The sequence below is a fragment of the Collinsella sp. CLA-ER-H11 genome, from assembly GCF_040092445.1.
Lineage (GTDB): Bacteria > Actinomycetota > Coriobacteriia > Coriobacteriales > Coriobacteriaceae > Collinsella.
On sequence record NZ_JBBNLN010000005.1, the window covers coordinates 80,942 to 101,520 of the forward strand.

A 20,579-nucleotide genomic window follows, 5' to 3' on the forward strand; every position below is an offset into this window, starting at 1 on the left:
CGGAGGAGCCCCCGCCGCACGTAGTGCGCAGCGGAGGCTCCGACATGTCCGAGGACGATTTGGAAAGCAACCCTGTGTCCGGCCGGAGGGACCCAAACACGGCCATGCTTCTTATGTGCAGCAAAGCTAATGCTGCTAAAATATTAAGCGCTCATGTAGTTTAAACGCACGACGATAAGGAGCACCAGTGGGTAACCACTTCCGTACCTCCGGTGCGGGCGATGATGCCCCCAAGACGCAGGCAGGCGTCCAGGGCAGTCGTTTCGCCACTCCGGATTCAGAGGGCCAGCCTGTTGCTCAGGCCCCCGCTCAGCCGGCAGATCAGGCACAGCCGGCATCCGATCCCTTTGCCTACAATCCCACCAGCGATGTTGCGCTTTCCGGCGCGGCGGGTTTTGAGCCCGTTCAGGCCGTGACCGCTCGCGTGGAGCAGCCTCAGGCTGGTGCCGCCACGCCGCAGCCTACCATGGCCGGCATTCCCGACCCCTTGGCCCCTGCGACGCCGGCTCCTCAGCCTGCGCAGTCCGGTCTCTTTGCCGCTATTCCCGACCCCACGCAGCCTGCTGCCCCGGTGGTCGAGAGCGATCAGGCAGCCGAGGTCGCAAGCCTCGATAACGCGCTCAACAACCCCGATTTTACGTCGGTGTTTGCGCCCATCGATCCGCAGGCCAGCCGCAAGAAGATGGCCAAGCAGGCCGGTGTCGAGCCCGTCATCCTTATGGAGCATGTCACCAAGATCTATCCGGCACAGCCCAACAAGCCTGCACTCGACGACATCAACATCGAGATCTATCCGGGCGAGTTCGTCTTCCTGGTCGGTCACTCCGGCTCGGGTAAGACCACGCTGCTGTCGACGCTCAACCGCGACGTCAAGCCGACGAGCGGCCGCATCCTGGTTGCCGGTCAGGACCTCATGAAGATCAAGAACCGCAAGGTTCCGTTCCTGCGCCGCCAGATTGGCGCCGTGTTCCAGGACTTTAAGCTTCTGCCGCAAAAGACCGCCTACGAAAACGTGGCGTTTGCCCTGCAGTGCATCGGCAAGCCCAAGGGCGTCATTCGCAGCCAGGTGCCCGAGGTGCTGCGCCTGGTCGGTCTGGCCGATCAGATGGACTCGCTGCCCGACCAGCTTTCCGGTGGCGAGCAGCAGCGCGTTGCCGTCGCCCGTGCTATGGTCAACCGTCCGCCGCTGCTGATCTGCGACGAGCCCACGGGCAACCTCGACCCGGCGATCTCGCTGGGCATCATGAAGCTGCTCGAGCGTATTAACCGCACCGGCACCACCGTGATCGTCGCCACGCACGACCGCGAGATGGTCGATAGCATGCACCGTCGCGTGATCGCCCTCGAGGGCGGCCACGTCATCCGCGACCAGGAGAGGGGAGGTTACGGCAACTATGGCACCAACTAACGTGGGCTACTCCTTCAAAGAGGCAATCAGCCACTTCTTCCGTAACTGGACTACCTCGCTCGGCGCCGTCATCACGATCTTCCTTTCGCTGTTTATCATCGGCCTGTTCATCATGGGCTCTGCGATGCTGAACTCCGTGATCGGCACCGTCGAGGATCAGGTTGTCATCAACGCGTTCATTAGTGATGACGCCGATCAGGCCGATGTTCAGGCTTTTGAGGCCGAGCTTAAGACGTGGAATAACGTCAAGTCCGTGACCTATAAGGACAAGGACGACGCGCTGGCCGAGTATACGAGCAAGATGTCGGGCAACGCCGACGCCACCATGAGCGCGCTCGATGGCCAGAACCCGCTGCCGGCTTCCTTCGCTATTGAGATGGACGATCCGTCCAAGGTCGAGAGCACGGCAAAGAAGCTCAAGAAGGATGCCGATTTCCAGAAGATCGCGGATGACGGCGACGTCAACGCGAGCGTGCTGTACGGCCAGGAGGAAGTGAGCCGCCTGTTCCAGGTGACCAACTACATCCGCATCGCCGCCGTGGTGCTCGTTGGTCTTCTGACCTTTATCGCATTCATCTTCATCAACAACACGATTCGCCTGTCCATCACGGCGCGTCGTCGTGAGATTGCGATTATGCGTCTGGTCGGCGCCAGCAACGGCTTCATTCGTGGCCCGTTTATCACCGAGGGCGTGCTGCAGGCCATTTTGGGCTCGCTGCTTTCCATCGGCGTTCTGGAGCTGCTGCGCAATCTGATGATTCCGCGTCTGCAGGAGAGCATCGGCTGGATGTCGTTTGCCCTGCCGATGCAGTACTACCTGGTGACCTATGCTGCGCTGATTCTGGTCGGTGTGATTATCGGTCTCTTTGGTTCTGCCATCGCCATGCGCCGCTACCTGCGCGTGTAGGCATGCTTGGAATTCATCCCTTCCAACGGGTCGTCTCTTATGGGGCGGCCCGTTTTTTGATCCCTAGGGGACGGCAGGAAAGCGAATCATTTGGGTAGACTCTTTGGAGTTCGCAATCGATAGTTAGGAGGCGCCATGGGGCGCAATAACAAGCATAAGCGTGGAGCTCGCAATCAGCGCGGGCCGGTGCGCAGCGAGCGCCGTCCGAGCCTGACCGGGCGCGTGCAGCTCCATGAGCATAGCGCCTACGTTGTAACCGAAAACGGCGACTACAAGGTCATGGGCCGCGGTAAGCGCGAGATCATGGATGGCGATACCGTTGCCGTGAGCATTAAGAACAGCCCGCACGGTGAGCGGCGCGCCGTGATCGAAAGCGTGGTTGAGCGTGCAGCCATAAGCGTGGTGGGCACGTACCAGACCGCCGGTCCGCTCGGTGTGATCGAGCCGCTCGATTCGCGCTTGAAGGCCGACTTCTTCATTTTGCCCGAGGATACCTCGGCGGATCGTCTGGGTGTCCACCCGGGTGATGCCGTTGTCGCGCGCATTTTGACCTACCCGACGCGCCTGGAATCGGGCACTGTGACGATCGAACGCCGCATTGGCGGAGATGACGCGCCCGATTTGGGCGTTCAATATGTGATGGCGCGTTACGGCTATACCGATAGCTATCCCGAGGCCGCGCTGGACGAGGCCGAGGGGCTTTCGCTCGATGTGTCCGCGGCGCTTAAGGACCCGCTCCGCCGCGATCTGCGCGACCGCTTTGTCATCACGATCGACCCGGTCGACGCGCGCGACTTTGACGATGCCATTTCGTTGGAGCGCACGCCCGAGGGTGGCTACAAGCTGGGCGTCCATATCGCCGACGTCTCGCACTATGTGGCGTGGGACGGGCATATCGATCTTGAGGCTCGTCACCGCACGACGTCGGTGTATCTTGCCGATCGCGTGCTTCCCATGCTGCCCGAACGCCTGTCCAATGACCTGTGCTCGCTTCGCCCTGACGAGGACCGCCTGGCGTTTACCGTTGACATTGAGCTCGATGCACAGGGTCGCGTGCGGCATTACAATCCGTACCCCAGCGTGATTCGCTCGCGTGTGCGTATGGACTATGACGGCGCCGAGGCGCTGCTGGTGCGTGCCGGCGCGGTTGAGTATTCGGTGCTGGAGGGTGCAGCCGAGGATGTTGCGGCTGCCGAGACCTCGCGCGAGGAAGCGCTTGAGCGCGGTCTTGCGTGCGAGGAGGCCGCCCGCGGCTACAACGTCGACCTCGGCGATTTCCTTGTCGCCGCTAACGAACTCGCCGAACTCCGCCGTCGTATCCGTCGCGCCCGCGGCTCGGTCGATTTTGACACGGCCGAGATTCGTGCTCTGTTGGATGAGGACGGAGTGCCCGTGCAGATTGTGGCGCGTGAGCGTTCGTGTGCCACGTCGCTTATCGAGGAAGCTATGCTGCTCGCCAACGAGTGCGTTGCAGAGTGGCTGGCAGACCGTGATATCGAGGCCTGCTATCGCGTGCATGAGGATCCGAGCCCCGATAGCCTGCACGGTGCCGCCGTTGCGCTGGCGCAGCTAGGCATCATCGACGATCGCCGTGCTGCCGGTATTGCCCTGGGGAGCCCCGATGAGCTGCAGGCTGCAGTCGATGCTGCCGCCGGTACGGCCAACGCACCGCTCGTTAACACGCTGCTTCTGCGCAGCATGCAGCGCGCGCTGTACAAGCCGCGCAACGAGGGCCACTTTGCGCTTGCCGCGCCGTGCTATTGCCACTTCACGAGTCCCATTCGCCGCTATCCCGACCTGGTGGTGCATCGCGTGCTCAAACTGCAGTTGGCCTATGAGCAGCTCGGCGGCAAGGACGCCTTGGTCCGTACGCCGCGGCTGATCGGCAAGGGGCGCGAGTCGCTGCCGCGCATTCTGCCGCAGATCTGCCGCGCATGCAGCGATGCCGAGCGCGCGGCAGATGCCGCCAGCCATGCGACGCAAAAGATCAAGATTGCCCAGTACTATGAGGACCGTCTGGGCGAGCGCTATGCCGGAACCGTCTCGTGGGTTAGCAGCATGGGCCTTTTTGTGCGCTTGGACCTAACGCAGGTCGAAGGCTTGGTTTCGATCAAGAGTCTGGGCAACGAGTGGTTCGAGTTCGACGAGGACGCGCTCACGCTCACAGGTGCCGACACGGGCACCCGTTACGAGCTGGGGCAGCGCGTGATTATCGAGGTCTCGCGCGTCAATACCACGCGTGGGCACTTGGACTTTAAGCTTATCCATTAGCCAAATCCCGACTCATGGTGGGGGAGCGGAGGGCGGCCTTTCGGGACCGCCCTTCGCATTTGAATCGTGGCTACCTTGCCGTCTGCTCGGCCGCCCGCTTACCTGCTATTTGAGAGGTAAAACCTACCAAAATAAACCTGTCCCTTTTGGCAGGTTTACAAGAAAGCGGGGATGAGATGGCGACGGTGTACGGTTATGCGCGGGTGAGTTCGCGCGATCAGAACCTTAATCGGCAGCTGGATGCGCTGGGCGCCTATGGCGTGGGCTCGGCGAATATTTATGCCGACCATGCGAGCGGCAAGGACTTCGATCGACCGCGTTATCGCGAGCTGCTGCACGTCCTGGGAGACGGGGACGTACTGGTGGTTCTTTCTATCGACCGACTTGGCCGTAATTACTCCGAGATTCTTGAGGAATGGCGACGCATTACCAAGGAGCTCGGGGTTGCCATTGTGGTGTTGGACATGCCATTGCTTGACACGCGCGTCAGGGCCAGCGGCGCGCCGGATGTGACCAACACCCTGATTGCCGATATTGTGCTGCAACTGCTGAGCTACGTGGCGCAGGTGGAGCGCGAGAATATCCATCGGCGCCAGGCGGAGGGGATTGCAGCGGCGCGAGCGCGAGGGGTCCGTTTCGGTCGACCTCGCAAGCCGTGCCCTCCTCAGTTTGAGCTGGTGCGCGATAGCTATGAGGCAGGCGATATTACCCGCAGCCAGGCAGCAAAGTGCCTGGGCGTGTGCGTGGGGACGTTCGATCGCTGGATGCGCGAGGCGGGGTAGGGGTTTGCGTCGCTTTGTCGCTTCCTGTTGCGATTCAAATTTTGATACGGTGACGATGCCATTTGGGGCTACACTCGCTGATATTCAAAAAAGGAGGTTGGCCCTTGGCGCGCGTAAAACAAATAATCGGATGGACCGCGATCGTTCTGTTCGTTGCAACGCTGGCGGGCATCTGGGTGCTGACGGAGCAAAATGCGGTGGAGACGTCGTTGCTGAGCGAGTCCACCGCGCGTGTGGTGGAGGGTCAGGCTACGGGCGTTCAGGCTGCCGATGCCACGGGTGAAGCCCAGACAGAGAACGGAATGACCGGGGGCGCCGATTCGGCTGCCTCGAATGTCCGGTCTGGCCGACTTGCTTCCATTCGCATGTGGGTGGGCACAAACGTCCGTCGCGTTGCCCATACCGTAGAGTTTTTCTTCGTCGGATTGTTCGCCTCGGTGATCGTGGCTTGCTTTTCCAGGCGTCCGTGGAGCGTGTGCTCCCGTTGCGTGCCCGTATTGCTCTTTTGCGCCGCCTGCTCCGTTGGCGATCAGGTACATAAGATCTTTGTTCCCGGCAGGCATTTCGACGTTATCGATTTAGGATTCGATGCTGCGGGCTATATCACCGCCATGCTGTTGGTATTGCTGGCAGCGGCGTTGGTGCGCCATGCGACTCGGCCGATCGGCGCCCATGCGAGGCGCTAGCCTTAAGACGAGACATCGCGACTGCCTATGCTTCGACATTGACTACAATAACGGCTGCAATCGCGAGCGGTCGTCGATGTGCAGTTTTCCATACACCTGTTTTCTCTAAGAAAGGAAATCCCATGGCGGTATTGTTTGTTGAATATCCCAAGTGCTCGACCTGTAAGAAGGCCAAGGCATGGCTGGACGAACATGGGGTAGAGTATATCGACCGCGATATCGTTTTGGACAATCCCACGGCTGATGAGCTTGCGACCTGGATTGCTCGTTCGGGGCTGCCGGTGCGGCGCTTCTTTAATTCGTCGGGCATGAAATATCGAGAGCTGGGCCTGAAGGCGCGTCTGGATGCGGGCATGACGGATCGGGAATGCTACGAGCTGCTGGCGACCGACGGCATGCTGGTCAAGCGTCCGCTGCTGGTGGGCGACGACTTTGCGATTCCTGGGTTTAAGGAAGCGACCTGGACCGAGGTGCTGCTGTAGTGGTTGCGGAAAGTGCGTCCCGTTTTGAGCTCGGATTCCGGGACGCAGTTTCCGGTTGAAGGGGCTAGCGGAAATCGTATCCCAGTTTGAGCGCGAAATCTGGGATACGGTTTCCGTTTGGGGCCTCTAGGGGAAAGCGCGTCCCGTTCTGGACGTAAATTCCGGGATGAGCTTTCCGGTTGGCGGGCATGCGCACTATCCCGGCTGGCGGGCATATGCGCTAATCCTCAAGCCGCGCCCATTCGTGCGGATCGTAAACCTTTACGTGTTTGTTGGGCTTGCCGCTCCAGTACTCCTCGTCCATAAAGGGCAGATATGCCTGAACGCCGGGGCAGATAAAGGGAATCCGCTGCTGTTGCAGTCGCTCGCGCTGGCGCTGCTCCAGGTGCGCCTCGGATATGACGGTCGGCATGCCGGACAGCTCGACGAGGCTTGCCTGGATTCGCTTAAGGTCGGGGAGTCCCGCGTGCCATGACATCCGCATGATCAAAAAGGATGCACGGCGGTATTTTGCCTGCACCACAGTAATGGCGGGGCGCAGTGTGGGATGGATTTTGTCCCGTTCGGGCCAAAGGTCGGCAGTGATCTCGAGGCCCAGGGTCTCCCATAGGTAATCAAGCTCTTCGTCCATGGCGCCTCGATATCTACGCGATCATTGATACTTCGATTGTGTTGCCTGGTGCTATCGTTTTCACGGTAGAATCTGCCAACGGTTGACGGCTACCGCTCGCGGCGTTTTGCCCTTCGTGTACAGCGGTCGGCTTCACAGGTCCTTCACGGGTTGGACTAAATTAGGCCAATTTGACTGAATTTCAAAAAAGTCAAAATTGGGGCTTGCGTCACGGCGAGACTTCCCGTATATTTCTTTCTTGCGCAAAGGCACAGCCGAGCGCAGCGATGCAGTCATTGGGATGTCGTCTAATGGCAGGACAGCGGATTCTGGTTCCGTCAATGGGGGTTCGACTCCCTCCATCCCAGCCATTGCATTTGCTTCATATGGCCCGTTCGTCTAGCGGTTTAGGACGCCGCCCTCTCAAGGCGGAGATCACCAGTTCGAATCTGGTACGGGCTACCAAAATTGAACGCCCGGGCCTCGTAAGAGACCCGGGTTTTGTGTATTGACCGTATGTACGGCGCCTGCCGTGTTTCGCTCAGATCGAGGAGTAGCCATGGATCTGCCCATCAGCTTGCAAGACATCACGTATGCCGAGAACTATCTGGCGCAGGGCGACCTGGCTACGGCGACGCCGCTGCTGGAGCGTCTGGTGGAGCTCGCCGAGGAGTATATCGACGCTGAGTGCAAGACGGAGGAGAAGCGTCAATACTTTAGCTTCGATAGCAAGTTTGAGCGCTTGGCCTATCGCCGCGTGGAGAAGGATCCGCGCGAGCTCGTGCAGGTCGAGGTGCCGTTTGACCGCCTGTACTCTGACATGGCGTTTGCCTACATTCGCCAGCAGGATTATGTAAGCGCTCGTAATGCCCTGATGCAGGCTGTGCGTTGGGACCCCATGAACTGCAACTATCGCTTGGATTTGGCCGAGCTGTTCCGTGCACTCGAGGACAAGCAGGAATGGGCATCGCTCTCGTTCTCGGTGCTGGAGCGTGCAAGCGATGGCAAGTGCGCCGCCCGCGCTTACGCCAATCTAGGTCAGTACTTCTTGGAGCCCGAGACCGAGAACGTTTCGGCTGCCGTGGGCTGCGCGCGTCTGGCGCTGCGCCTGGCGCCCAACGATGCGCATACGACGCGCCTGCTCAACAAGATCCATACCACCTATCCGGATGCCGCTGATGAGAGCGACGACCACGTGATGGGTGAATTGGCCCTGCAAGGCGTGCCGACCTCGCCTTCGGCCGAGATTGCCATCTGCCTGATTATGTGCGCGACCGATGCTGCAAGCGACGGCGACAAGCAGGAGGCGACGCACCTGACGGTACGTGCTCGCGACTTGGTGGGCGAGGAGGCCTGCGCGGCGATTATCAAACTGGTGCGCGAGAGCGATGCCGAGCTCAATGCCGAGCGCAAGACAAAGCGCGAGACTGCGGGCTCAAACGCCGATGGCGCCAAGGAGGCCGGCGATGCCCAGTAAGCGCGAGCGCAAACTCATTTCCAAGAATCGCTCGGCACATCACGAGTACTTTATCGATGAGACGTTTGAGTGCGGTATTGAGCTGAGCGGCACCGAGGTCAAGTCGATTCGCGAGCGCGCCTGTCAGATCACTGACACTTTTGCGCTGATTCGTGGCGGCGAGTGCTGGCTCGTCGGACTGCATATCCACCCTTATAGCCATGGTGGCGTGTGGAATCGCGATCCCGACCGTCGGCGTCGTCTGCTGCTGCACCGCAAGGAGATCGACTTTCTTGACGGCAAACTTCGCAACCGTGGTTATGCGCTGGTTCCGTTGGAGCTCTACTTTAATACCGACGGCCGCGTAAAGCTGCTGCTGGGTCTGGGTCGCGGCAAGAAGCTCTACGACAAGCGCGAGGACATGGCCAAGCGTGATGTCCAACGCGAGATCGACCGCGCCCTTAAGGAACGCAACCGCTAGGTACTCTGTATAAGTTGCGGTGGAATACGGACTGTTTTGCCTGTTTGAGGGGCTATTCAGTCCCTATTTCACCGCAACTGCGGGCGTCTCATCTTTCTTACTGTTCTGACACATATGTCTCAAAGGCGGCGTCCGTTATGGGTGCCGCCTTTTTTTGTGGGTACATACATTCATGAGGTTCCAACCCGAGCTAGGGGAGTGATCGTTATGGACAAAACTGCGTTCTTTACCATGCCGAGCGGTCTGTACGTGGTGAGCGCTGCGGCAGACGGGCTGCGTGCCGGCTGCGTCATCAACACTGCGGTGCAGGTGACGTCCATGCCGCCGCGTATTTCGGTTGCCGTGAACAAGGACAATGTCACCTCGGGCGTCATCGCATCGGCCAAAGCGTTCGCGCTGACCGTGATCGATCAGACGGCCGACATGCTCTACATCGGTAACTTTGGGTTCCGCACCAGCAGCGATTATGACAAGTTTGCCAAATACGAGACCCGCGAGACGGCTCTGGGCATGCCCTATGTGCCCGAGCATGCGGCGGCCCTGTTTAGCTGCCGTTTGATTGATACCGTGGACGTGGGCACGCACCTGCTCTTTATCGGCGAGGTGGAGGATGCCGAGCGCTTGAGCGGCGAGACCCCGCTGACCTATGACTACTATCACAAGGTCTTGAAGGGCAAGACGCCGCCCAAAGCCTCGTCGTATCAAGGCTAGAAATGTTCTAAAAATACTTGCATTATATTATTGAGAATATATACTAATAAGCAAGTACACCAGCAGTCACGTTCGAGAGGAGAACATCATGGCTGAGGAGAAGAAGACGTATAAGTTTGTGTGCACCGTTTGCGGTTACGAGGTTGAGGTCGACACGCCCGAGCTGCCCGAGGATTACGTGTGCCCGGTGTGCGGCGTCGGTCCCGATCAGTTTGAGCTCGTCGAGGAGTAACTCGCAGGCACACGGCGAAAGCCGAACATAGCTCTGTCCAAGGGTTCCGGTCGAATTCTCGGCCGGGACCCTTTTGATTTATCTGACGGTTTAAAACGGTCTCACGTGTTACAGATTAAGACGTTATATCTGGACAGTCACGCCATCCCAATTACATCCCCGTTAGCAGCACGATGTCGAGAATCGTCACGATGACGCCGATCCCTACGAGCAGCGCGTTGAGCGGGCGCGAGTTGACGTATTTGCCCATGACGCGGCGTGAGCTGGTGAGCCGTATGAGCACAAAGACCGTAATCGGCAACTGAAGCGACAGCAGCGCCTGACTCCAGACGAGACCCTCAAAAGGATTCGGGACAATCAGGCACGCCGCCACTGCGCCGACGAAACAGACCGCCACTCCAATCGATGAGTGCCGGTCGTGGATGTCGTATTCCTCGTCGAACATGCCCGCGGTGATGGTGCCCGCCGCCATGCCCGCCGTCACACTACTCGATATGCCCGCGAACAGCAGCGCTACCGCAAAGATGGTCGAGCTTGCCGGGCCCAGAATGGGGGAGAGCATGTCCGCTGCGACGGCGAGGTCGTCTACGACAATGCCGTGCGTAAAGAAGGTCGTTGCGGCCAGGATGACCATGACCGAGTTGATCGCCCAGCCCACGCCCATCGAAAAGAGCGTGTCGAAGAGCTCGTAGCGCAGACGTTCCTCGATAACCTGCTCGCCTTGGCCTTCGAAGTGCATGGATTGGATGACCTCGGAGTGTAGAAAGAGGTTGTGGGGCATAACGACCGCACCCAGGACACTAACGATAATCGCGGCCGAGCCAGTGGGCATACTGGGCGTGATCCAGCTTGCGGCGGCTTGCGGCCAGTCGACCTTGACTAGTGCAAGCTCGGCCAAAAACGAGAGCCCTACCACGCCGACGAAGGCGATGATCCAGCGTTCGGCACGCTTGTAGGAGTTCGTCATGAGCATCACCAACGATGCCGCCGCCACGATGACGCAGCCCGCGCGCACGGGCAGTCCAAAGAGCATTTGGAGCGCGATCGCACCGCCCAGGACCTCTGCCATGGCGGTGGCGATCGTAGCGAGATAGGCGCTGACGAGCACCGCGCGTCCCATGATGCAGGGGAGAAAGCGGGTCGTGGCCTCGGCAAGACAGGCGCCCGTGGCGATACCCAGGTGTGCCGCGTTGTGCTGCAGCACAATGAGCATAATCGTGGACAGCGTGACGATCCACAGCAGCGCGTAGCCAAACTGCGAGCCGGCGGCCATATTGGAGGCCCAGTTGCCCGGATCGATAAAGCCGACGGTCACGAGCAGCCCGGGGCCGATATGCCGCGCAATGTCTAGGCCTCCGTGACCACCGGTGCGTCGGGAGCCAAAATGATGTTTGAGATGGTTGAGCATGGTGAGCTCCTGCGTGCCGTTTGCTTGACGCCGCAAAGGATACCCGTTTTATGCTAAAAAGTTAACCAAGACTAACAAAATTGTTGTATTTGAATGGGACGGTGAAAGGGGATTGCCGAAATGTCTTGATCCGTAACAACTAAGGATGGAAATTGGGTCTAGGTGTTACAGATCAAGACAGGAAGAAATGGTCCTATGAAAAATCTTGATTTGTAACAGCTGACCGCCAAAACCGGCTCTTCGTGTTACAGATTGAGATGTTTGAAGCGGTGAGCTTACAGGCCGAACTTGGGGCCTATGTTGTCGCCCTTGAGGTCGGCGGTGTCCACTCGTAGGGCGTGCGTTACGCGATTGTTTCGAAACGGGTGGGAAACACAACGGGCCGGCGGTGCTCCTAGTATGCCTATTCAACTGACTGTCTAATATCTAGGGGAGGATCGCGATGCAGGCAGATTCCGCTCAGCAGCAGGGCCTTTATCGCCCCGAATTCGACCACGATGCATGTGGCATCGGCGCGCTTGCCGATATCAACGGCGAGCGCCATCACCAGATCCTGGACGACGCACTGTCCATTCTGGTCAACTTGGAGCACCGCGGCGGCACGGGACTCGAGAAGAACACCGGCGACGGCGCCGGCATCCTGTTCCAGGTTCCGCATCACTTTTTCCGTAAAGAGGCCCAAAAGTGCGGCCAGATTCTGCCGGCAGAGGGCGACTATGGCGTGGCCATGCTGTTCTTCCCGCAGGACGGCAAGGGCGTAGAGGATGCCCGTCGCGTGTTTGAGGAGGGCTGCGCCGAGGCCGGCGTGCCGCTGCTTTTTTGGCGCGAGGTGCCGGTCGACCCGCACGATTTGGGCGAGACGGCCCGCGCCTGCATGCCCACAATCTTGCAGGCCTTCCTGGGCCGCCCCGACGACACGCCCGCCGGCGACGCCTTCGAGCGCCGCCTGTATGTGTGCCGCCGCACCATCGAAAAGAAGGCCGACGCCGAGTTCGCCTTGCGCGACAAGATCTTCTACGTCTGCTCCATGAGCTCGCGCACCATCGTGTACAAGGGCATGCTGGTCGCCACGCAGATGCGCCGCTTCTTCATCGATCTCAACGACGCCGCCGTCAAAACGGCCGTGGCGCTCGTCCACTCGCGCTACTCCACCAACACCACGCCCAGCTGGGAGCGTGCGCACCCCAACCGTTTTATCATTCACAACGGCGAGATCAACACCCTCAAGGGTAACGTCAACTGGATTCGCGCCCGCGAACCCAACCTGTACAGCCCCGTGCTGCAGCACGATCTTGAGCGCGTGATGCCCATCATCAACCGCGAGGGCTCCGATTCCGCGATTCTGGACAATGTGCTTGAGTTTTTGGTCATGAACGGTCGCCCGCTTACGCGTGCCGCGTCCATGTTGCTGCCTGAGCCGTGGGACCACAACGACAGTCTGAGTGAGGAGCGCCGCGCCTACGACGCTTACCAGTCCATGCTCATGGAGCCGTGGGACGGTCCTGCCGCTATCGCCTTTACCGACGGCCGTACCCTGGGTGCCGCCCTCGACCGTAACGGCCTGCGCCCCGCCCGCTACTACGTGACGCGCGACGGCCGCTTTATGCTGGCGAGCGAGGTGGGCACCATCGAGGTGAGCCCCGAGAACATCCTGACGAGCGGCTGTCTGGGACCGGGCCAGATGCTCGAGGTCGATTTTGCCCGCGGCCGCGTCATCTACAACGACGAGCTGCGCGCCCGTTACGCCAAGGAAAAGCCCTACCGTGATTGGATTGCCGAGGAGACGCTGACCGTTGACGCGCTCGATGAGCCCGTTGCGGCAACACCCGCCGAGGACGACGAGGTGCCCGCCGCCGTGCGCATGGCCAAGCTCGGCTACCACTGGGATGACGTCGACGAGGTCGTGCGTCCCATGGCCCAGCAGGGCAAGGCGCCGCTCGCCTCGATGGGTATCGATGCGCCGCTGGCCTGCCTGTCCAAGAAGACGCGCTCGTTCTTCGACTACTTCTATCAGCTGTTCGCTCAGGTCACGAACCCGCCGATCGACGCTCTTCGCGAGCATATGGTCACCTCGACCACGCTCTACCTGGGCAACCACGGCAACCTGCTCGAGGACTCCCGTACGGCCTGCCAGCTGGTGCGCCTGGAGCGTCCGCTGCTGAGCGAGGAGGAGTTCGACCGCATTTGCGCCATCGACCGCGTGGGCTTTAAGACCCGCCGTTTCCGTGCCGTGTACCGCCGCGATGCCGGCGAGGGCGCACTGCAGGCCGCGCTCAAGCAGCTTGCAGAGGACGTTGAGGCTGCGGTCCGCGACGGCGTGAACATCGTGGTGTTGAGCGATCGTGCCGCTGCGGGCGAGGTGCCCGTGCCGTCGCTGCTCGCCGTGGGCTGCGTGCACAACCACCTGATCCGCGCCGGCGTGCGCACCTTTGCCGACATCGTGGTGGAGTGCGGCGACGCCGTGTCCCCGCACGACTTTGCGGCACTGGTGGGCTACTCCGCGAGCGGCATCTATCCGTACAACGCACATGCGTGCATCCGCGATCTGGCGGCACGTGACGATTTGGACGTGACGGCCGAGCAGGGCATCGCCAACTACAACAAGGCCGCGACGGCGGGCATCGTCTCCATCATGTCCAAGATGGGCATCTCCACGGTGCAGAGCTACCATTCGGCGCAGATCTTCGAGGCCGTGGGCTTTACGCCGGAGTTCGTCAACGCGTACTTCGCCGGCACGGTGAGCCGTGTGGGCGGTATGGGCGTCGAGGACGTTGAGCGCGAGCAGAATGAGCGCTATGACGCCGCGCTCGCCATCCTTAAGAGCCCAGCTCCCGATCAGCTGCCTACGCTGGGCCTGACCAAGTGGCGCCCGCTCGGTGGCGAGGATCACCTGATCGACCCCCAGACCGTCTACCTGCTGCAGACTGCCTGCCGCGAGGACAGCTACGACACTTTTAAGGAGTACAGCGCCCGACTGCACCGCACCGGCCGTGCCGTGCGCCTGCGCGACCTGCTGGACTTTAATGCCAGCGGCCGCACGCCGGTTTCGCTCGACGAGGTGGAGCCCGCGCTCAACATCGTCCGCCGCTTTAACACCGGCGCCATGTCGTACGGTTCCATCAGCAAAGAGGCGCACGAGTGCATGGCCATCGCCATGAACCGCCTGCACGGCCGTTCCAACTCGGGCGAGGGCGGCGAGGATCCGCGTCGCGAGACCCCGCTGGCCAACGGCGACTCCAAGAACTCCGCCATCAAGCAGGTGGCAAGCGCGCGCTTTGGCGTGACGAGCCGCTATCTGTGCAGCGCCTTCGAGATTCAGATTAAGATGGCCCAGGGCGCCAAGCCCGGCGAGGGCGGCCACCTGCCCGGCAAGAAGGTCTACCCCTGGATCGCCGAGGTCCGTCAGTCCACGCCCGGCATCGGCCTGATCTCGCCTCCGCCGCACCACGACATCTACTCCATCGAGGACCTGGCGGAGCTTATCTTCGATCTTAAGAACGCCAACCCCGGCGCGCGCGTGTCGGTCAAGCTGGTCAGCGAGGCCGGCGTCGGTACCATCGCCACGGGTGTGGCCAAGGGCGCGGCCGACAAGATCTTGATCAGCGGTCACAATGGCGGCTCGGGCGCCGCTGCGCGCGACTCTATCTGGCACGCCGGTCTGCCGTTGGAGCTCGGCCTTGCCGAGGCCCAGCAGACGTTGCTGCAAAACGGCCTGCGCTCCCGCGTGGTGCTCGAGGCCGACGGCAAGCTCATGGATGGCACCGATGTTGCCGTCGCCTGCTTGCTGGGCGCCGAGGAGTTTGGCTTTGCGACCATGCCGCTCATCTCCATGGGCTGTCTCATGCAGCGCGACTGCCAGCAGGATACCTGCCCGGCCGGCATCGCTACGCAAAACTGCCGCCTGCGTCGTGGCTTCCGCGGCAAGCCCGAGCACGTTGAGCACTTTATGCTCTTTGTTGCCGAGCAGTTGCGCGAGGTCATGGCGAGCCTGGGCTTCCGCACCGTCGACGAGATGGTCGGCCATCCCGAGTGCTTGCGCCAGATTGAGGTCCCGGGCAACCGCAAGGCCAACCTGCTCGATCTGTCGCCCGTGCTGGCGAGCGCGACCTGTGAGTTCGGCGCCCATATCCCGGGTGCCGACGGCCGTCACTTCCTGCCCCAGATGGCTGCGGACAGTGAGCTCGACAAGACGCTCGACTCCACGTTGTTTGTGCCCTATACGGCCGATGCCCGTGCGCACCTGCGCCCGATTCGCTTCCGCGCCGATATCGCCAACGTCAACCGCTGCGTGGGCACCATCTTGGGCAACGCGGTGACCAAGGCGCATCCCGAGGGCCTGCCCGCCGGCTCCATTACCATCGATTGCGATGGTTCGGCCGGTCAGAGCTTTGGCGCCTTCCTGCCGCGCGGCATTACGCTCAATGTGTGCGGTGACGCCAACGACTACTTTGGCAAGGGCCTTTCGGGCGGCGAGGTGTCGGTGCGCCCCAACCCGCATGCGACCTACAAGTTCGACGAGAACATCATCGTGGGCAACGTGGCGTTCTTTGGCGCCACGAGTGGCCGCGGCTTTATTAACGGCCTGGCAGGCCAGCGCTTTGGCGTACGCAACTCCGGTGCCACCGTGGTGGTCGAGGGCTGCGGCAACCATGGCTGCGAGTACATGACGGGCGGTCTGGCGCTCATCCTGGGCGAGGTCGGGCAGAACTTCGCCGCCGGCATGACGGGCGGCGTGGCTTACGTCTTTGACCAGTACGGCACGCTCGATGCCCGTGTGAACCACGAGAGCGTTGAGCTCAAGGCCCCGACGGCCGGCGAGCTGGCGCAGATTCGTGCGCTCATCCAGGAGCACGTGGACGCGACGCAGAGCCCGCGCGGTATTAAGCTGCTCTACAGCTTTGAGACGATGAGCAAGCACTTTGTGAAGGTCATTCCAACCGAGTACGAGCGCGTGCTGGCGATTGTCGCCGCCGCCGAGGCCGTCGGCAAGACGCATGCGCAGGCCGAGGAGCTGGCGTTTGACATTGTGACCGGCCGCGCGAGTGCCGCGGATGTTGCTCGCTTTGATGTGGCGGGTGGTGTCGCTGGTGCTGTGCCCGCCGCCAGCTCTGTTGCTTCGACCAAGAAGGAGGCGTAAGTGCCATGGGTAAGCCCGGTGCTTTTCTTGATATCGATCGCGTGACCCACGAGCTGCGCCCCGTGGAGGAGCGCAGCCGCGATTTCGATCCGCTGTACGTGGAGCTCGACGGCGATGCGCGCCGTGCCCAGGCGAGCCGCTGCATGATGTGTGGTGTGGCGTTTTGCCAGATGGGCGCGAGCTTTGGCAAGGCGCGTCCGAGTGGCTGCCCGCTGCACAATCTGATTCCCGAGTGGAACGAGCTAGTGTATCGCGGCCGCTGGGACGAGGCTGCCGAGCGTCTGTCACTCACCTCGCCTATGCCCGAGTTCACGAGCCGCGTGTGCCCGGCGCTGTGCGAGGCCGCGTGTAACCTGGGCTCAGTCGACGGCCAGCCCACGACGATTCACGACAACGAGCGCGCGATCAGCGACCATGAGTGGGCAAATGGCGGTCCGCGCCGCTTTGAGCCGGCAGGGGAGGGCGCGCCCACGGTTGCCGTGGTGGGTTCCGGCCCGGCTGGCCTGGTGGCAGCATGGGAGCTTGCGCGTCGCGGTGCCCGCGTGACGGTGTTTGAGCGTGACGACCGCCCGGGCGGCCTGCTCATGTACGGCATTCCCAACATGAAGCTCGAGAAGTCCGTGGTCGAGCGTCGCGTGGCACTTATGCGCGAGCTGGGTATCGTCTTTGAGCTGGGCGCTGACGTTACGAACCCTGCGGTGGCGGCCAAGCTCGATGGCTTTGACGCCGTCGTGGTGGCTGCCGGCGCCCGCGCCCCGCGTGGGCTTTCTGCTGCGAACATCGATGCGCCCGGCGTGGTGTATGCCGTGGACTACCTGACGGCTTCGACCATCTCGGTGCTCGATGGTGGTGAGCCCGCGGTGAACGCGCGTGGCCTGGACGTTGTGGTCATTGGCGGCGGCGATACCGGCAACGACTGCGTGGGCACCGCGGTGCGCCAGGGTGCGCGCAGTGTGCGCCAGTTTGAGTTCTTGCCGGCCGCGCCCGATAAGCGTGCGGCGAGCAACCCTTGGCCGCAGTGGCCCAACGTTAAGAAGACCGACTACGGTCAGCAGGAGGCTATCGCTGCCATGGGCGGCGAGATGCGTGCCTGGGGCGTGGATACGCTCGAGGTGCTGCTGGACAAGAAGGGCGCGGCAGCGGGCCTGCGCGTGGTCGATCTGGATTGGTCGGCTGGCAAGCCCGAACGCATCGCGGGCTCCGAGCACGAGGTGCCGGCCCAGCTGGTGCTCATCGCCTGTGGCTTTACGGGTCCGGAGCATGGCGTGCTCGATGCGGTAGGCGTGCCTGTTGCCACCGCTGGTCGTCCGCTGCCTGTGATGGCTGCTGAGGGCTCGCACCTCGCGGCACGTGCTGACAACGTTGCCGCGGACGCCACGCCGGTATACGTGGCCGGTGACGCTCGTAACGGCAGCTCGCTCGTGGTGAACGCTATGGCCGACGCCCTGGCCTGCGCTGCCGAAATCGCCGACGCACTGGAGCTGTAAAGTAGTCATTTAAGAACGTCCCCAATGACTAGTCATTTTTTTGTCTAGTCGTTGGGGACACTCTTTGCGAGCGATTTGCTCATTTGTCGACGTACAGGTGTTCATTTGTCGACTTCTTGGGCTGTGGTCACCTGTTGTTTCTGTGGCGGCTGTGGACGCTTGGCTCGAAAAGGCGGGTTGGCTGTCTATGCCTGCCTGCGGTTTCTTTGCGGTGCGCATTTTCGGTCAAGCATCCCGTCAAGTGTTTGGTCAGCAGTTGGTTTGCAGCCGGAGGCCTATTTTGTCCGTGCTGGCAGTGGCTGCCCACCCTCCTCGTAAGCTCAAATTGAGGTTCATCAGTTTGAGGAGGATGCCGTGACTGACCACGTTTTAGACCGAGCGCATCTGGCTGAAGCCGTCGGCAACGATATTGCCGACATGGCCCATTTTTGGATGCTGCGGAAGTTTCAGTTTTTGGAGCCGGCGCGCGAGCAGTTTGAGATCATTGTCGACCCGTGGCTCAGCTATTGCACCGAGCCTTCCCAAAACGAAATTATGGCCTACAACATGGCATTTACCGATTGGCTGCTCTTTGAGCGCCCCTATCGCCATGGCAAGACGCTGCTCGAGCTATATGTTGACGAGCCGCCGGCATCGCTTTCGCCTGCCTCGCTCAAGCGGCTCGAGCAGGTGCGCGACACACAGTATTTCTCGCGCTTTGGCATTTTGGACAAGGATCCTGCGAACGGCATGGTTGTGCTGAAGGATACGCGCACAGACCTTCGCTTTGATGTCTACGACCCGCATATCGTGCAAAAGGAGCACTGGAACGACGGCGCGATTGCGGTGCGCCTCGCCTGCGTCGACGATGTCTGGCTGACGACGGGGCAGCTCTACCTGTATGACATCGCGCGCCTGAGCGACACGGCGGTCGATGGGCCGGGTGCGGTGCATCCGGAGGACCTGCAGGACGGCTTCGATACCTCGTGCATTAGCTTCTTTTTGCGCCTGGTCCGCGACATCATGGGCGCCCAGGGGCGGTACGTAAAGTCGCTCAATATTTATGAGCAGGAGTGGGAGTAGGGGATGTGACTGGTGTCGCCCTGCTGCCCCTGACTTTGTCTCGATCTGTAACGTTTGGCGGCTGTTTGGGCCCGTAACTGTTACAGATTGAGACGGAAGGTTGGCGGCTGCCGAAAGATCTTGTTCTGTAACAACTAGAGGCTCAAAGACTGTCTTCCTGTTACAGATCAAGACATTTGTCAGCGGAGGCAACGGTGACGATGGTCCATTTGTCTGACGTGGTGGTGATGAAAGTGTCTAATACCGTTCTCAAACACAAGCATACGACTCGCAACACGCTGGCGCGGAACAGGATGCTCGCGCGTCTCACGGAGACGGCCAAGCAGGGTGCGCTGCTCGCAACGCATGACAATACCGAGCTCATGTGGCTGCGACGCCATGTTGGAACCGACGATATCGCGGAGCCCGAGCCGTACCTGTTCTGTTTTCAGCATGATTGGGATGCATTGACGCCGGCGGAGCGAGCGCTGAGGACTATCAAAGGGCTTGCGGAATTTCATCCCGATTGGGCGTTTTGGGGCTATGACGCGGCGCTTTTGTGGGGTTTGGAGGTGCCGAATGATCTGCTCGGGCCGCGTTTTCTTGTTAAGACGGGCTGTTCGATGACGTTGAACAGCGGGTGCAGGTTGTTGCGTCCGCAGATGGCGGGCGCGCTCGAGCGTGTTGATGGCGTGCAGGTGACGTCATTTTGGCGCACGGTGGAGGATTGCTTGCTTCGTGCGCCGTTCTCCTACGGGTTGGCGATTGCCGATTCTGCACTGCGGGCGAAAGACGTATCACGTGGGGATTTGTGCGAGCGCCTCCGCGTCGATTGCGAGGGCAGGCGAGGGTATCGTAGGGCACAGGTGATTGCGTCGTATGCGGACGGGCTGTCCGAAAACGGTGGCGAGTCTCGGTTCCGAGCGTTCTTTATTGCGTACGGCTTTCCGGTTCCGGAGCTGCAGGTGGAGTTTCGCGACCCGCTCGATCCGAGCCAGGTATTTCGCGTCGACTATTTTTGGCAGCTCGAGGACGGGACGTGTGTCATCGGCGAGCTCGACGGAAAGGGGAAGTACACCCTGCAGAGCGGCGAGGTTCGGGAGTCGGTCGACCCATTCGTGGCAGAACGTCAACGGGAGTCCCATCTGACAATGCTCGGGCATAAGGTGCTTCGGTTTACGTTTAACGAACTCAAAGACCCGGGGAAGCTGGTCGAGAAAATGAGGTTGGCAGGTATTCCGCGACGGCCCGATTTGGCTGAGGAGTGGAGACGTCAGTGGTATGGGCGCTGAGAGGTTTTGTCTCAATCTGTAACGTTTAGAGGTTGTTTGAGCTCGTAATTGTTACAGATCGAGACAAGCCGGTGAAACGTCGACCGAATGTCTCGATCTGTAACATCAAGTGGCCCAACAACCCTGTATCTGTTACAGATCGAGATATTTCCCTGGTGTCGCTGGGGTGGGACTGCAGCGTATTCCGT

Annotated in this window: 16 protein-coding genes and 2 tRNA genes; 16 read left to right on the top strand and 2 right to left on the bottom strand. The window is 60.9% G+C overall.

The annotated features are described in order from the left end of the window. The first annotated feature begins 187 nt into the window (after positions 1-187). The 6 genes from ftsE to AAAX35_RS05275 all read left to right on the top strand — a co-directional run bounded on the left by ftsE (position 188) and on the right by AAAX35_RS05275 (position 6,536). Positions 188-1,408 carry a cell division ATP-binding protein FtsE gene (gene ftsE / locus AAAX35_RS05250; RefSeq protein WP_271741691.1) on the top strand — a complete coding sequence of 407 codons (1,221 nt, stop codon included), beginning with the start codon at positions 188-190 and terminating at the stop codon, positions 1,406-1,408. After that, positions 1,395-2,315 (top strand): permease-like cell division protein FtsX, encoded by a 921-nt coding sequence (gene ftsX, locus AAAX35_RS05255; protein WP_117769462.1) that lies wholly within the window; start codon positions 1,395-1,397, stop codon positions 2,313-2,315. Before ftsE ends, ftsX begins: the two co-directional genes overlap by 14 nt. Before the next feature lie 135 nt (positions 2,316-2,450). After that, positions 2,451-4,586 carry an RNB domain-containing ribonuclease gene (locus tag AAAX35_RS05260; RefSeq protein WP_349116960.1) on the top strand — a complete coding sequence of 712 codons (2,136 nt, stop codon included), beginning with the start codon at positions 2,451-2,453 and terminating at the stop codon, positions 4,584-4,586. A gap of 176 nt (positions 4,587-4,762) precedes the next feature. Then, positions 4,763-5,368 carry a recombinase family protein gene (locus tag AAAX35_RS05265; RefSeq protein ID WP_035137411.1) on the top strand — a complete coding sequence of 202 codons (606 nt, stop codon included), beginning with the start codon at positions 4,763-4,765 and terminating at the stop codon, positions 5,366-5,368. Positions 5,369-5,472: 104 nt separating this feature from the next. Continuing rightward, positions 5,473-6,054, top strand: coding sequence for a VanZ family protein (locus AAAX35_RS05270; RefSeq protein WP_349116961.1), 582 nt, complete (start codon positions 5,473-5,475; stop codon positions 6,052-6,054). A 122-nt stretch (positions 6,055-6,176) separates the two neighbouring features. Next, positions 6,177-6,536 carry an arsenate reductase family protein gene (locus tag AAAX35_RS05275; protein WP_117746558.1) on the top strand — a complete coding sequence of 120 codons (360 nt, stop codon included), beginning with the start codon at positions 6,177-6,179 and terminating at the stop codon, positions 6,534-6,536. Positions 6,537-6,756: 220 nt separating this feature from the next. On the opposite strand, the gene AAAX35_RS05280 is transcribed toward AAAX35_RS05275, so the two are convergent. Next, positions 6,757-7,167 (bottom strand): hypothetical protein, encoded by a 411-nt coding sequence (locus AAAX35_RS05280; protein WP_349116962.1) that lies wholly within the window; start codon positions 7,165-7,167, stop codon positions 6,757-6,759. Positions 7,168-7,443: 276 nt separating this feature from the next. Between AAAX35_RS05280 and AAAX35_RS05285 the strand changes: the two genes are divergently transcribed. From AAAX35_RS05285 to AAAX35_RS05310, 6 genes are all read left to right on the top strand, one after another. Further along, positions 7,444-7,517 (top strand) — tRNA-Gln (locus AAAX35_RS05285). Between the two features lie 17 nt (positions 7,518-7,534). Next, positions 7,535-7,611 (top strand) — tRNA-Glu (locus AAAX35_RS05290). Positions 7,612-7,705: 94 nt separating this feature from the next. Further along, complete coding sequence (locus tag AAAX35_RS05295) at positions 7,706-8,623, top strand: hypothetical protein (RefSeq protein WP_349116964.1); 918 nt, start codon at positions 7,706-7,708, stop codon at positions 8,621-8,623. Next, positions 8,613-9,083, top strand: coding sequence for an SsrA-binding protein SmpB (gene smpB / locus AAAX35_RS05300; RefSeq protein ID WP_006235325.1), 471 nt, complete (start codon positions 8,613-8,615; stop codon positions 9,081-9,083). Before AAAX35_RS05295 ends, smpB begins: the two co-directional genes overlap by 11 nt. A 207-nt stretch (positions 9,084-9,290) precedes the next feature. Next, positions 9,291-9,794, top strand: coding sequence for a flavin reductase family protein (locus AAAX35_RS05305; protein ID WP_349116965.1), 504 nt, complete (start codon positions 9,291-9,293; stop codon positions 9,792-9,794). A gap of 88 nt (positions 9,795-9,882) precedes the next feature. Then, positions 9,883-10,026, top strand: coding sequence for a rubredoxin-like domain-containing protein (locus AAAX35_RS05310; protein ID WP_035137395.1), 144 nt, complete (start codon positions 9,883-9,885; stop codon positions 10,024-10,026). Positions 10,027-10,177: 151 nt separating this feature from the next. On the opposite strand, the gene AAAX35_RS05315 is transcribed toward AAAX35_RS05310, so the two are convergent. Further along, positions 10,178-11,470 (bottom strand): Nramp family divalent metal transporter, encoded by a 1,293-nt coding sequence (locus AAAX35_RS05315; RefSeq protein WP_349116966.1) that lies wholly within the window; start codon positions 11,468-11,470, stop codon positions 10,178-10,180. A gap of 406 nt (positions 11,471-11,876) precedes the next feature. Here AAAX35_RS05315 and gltB point away from each other — a divergent pair, with 406 nt between their 5' ends. The 4 genes from gltB to AAAX35_RS05335 all read left to right on the top strand — a co-directional run bounded on the left by gltB (position 11,877) and on the right by AAAX35_RS05335 (position 20,391). Next, positions 11,877-16,571 carry a glutamate synthase large subunit gene (gltB, locus tag AAAX35_RS05320; RefSeq protein ID WP_349116967.1) on the top strand — a complete coding sequence of 1,565 codons (4,695 nt, stop codon included), beginning with the start codon at positions 11,877-11,879 and terminating at the stop codon, positions 16,569-16,571. A 5-nt stretch (positions 16,572-16,576) separates the two neighbouring features. Next, positions 16,577-18,058: a glutamate synthase subunit beta gene (locus tag AAAX35_RS05325; RefSeq protein WP_349116969.1), complete on the top strand. Its 1,482-nt coding sequence runs from the start codon at positions 16,577-16,579 to the stop codon at positions 18,056-18,058. 354 nt (positions 18,059-18,412) lie between these two features. Next, positions 18,413-19,120, top strand: a complete 708-nt coding sequence (locus tag AAAX35_RS05330; protein ID WP_349116970.1) for a hypothetical protein — start codon at positions 18,413-18,415, stop codon at positions 19,118-19,120. Between the two features lie 194 nt (positions 19,121-19,314). Beyond that, a complete protein-coding gene (locus AAAX35_RS05335; protein WP_349116971.1) occupies positions 19,315-20,391 on the top strand; it encodes a hypothetical protein in 1,077 nt (358 codons plus the stop codon). The last annotated feature ends 188 nt before the right edge of the window (positions 20,392-20,579 follow it).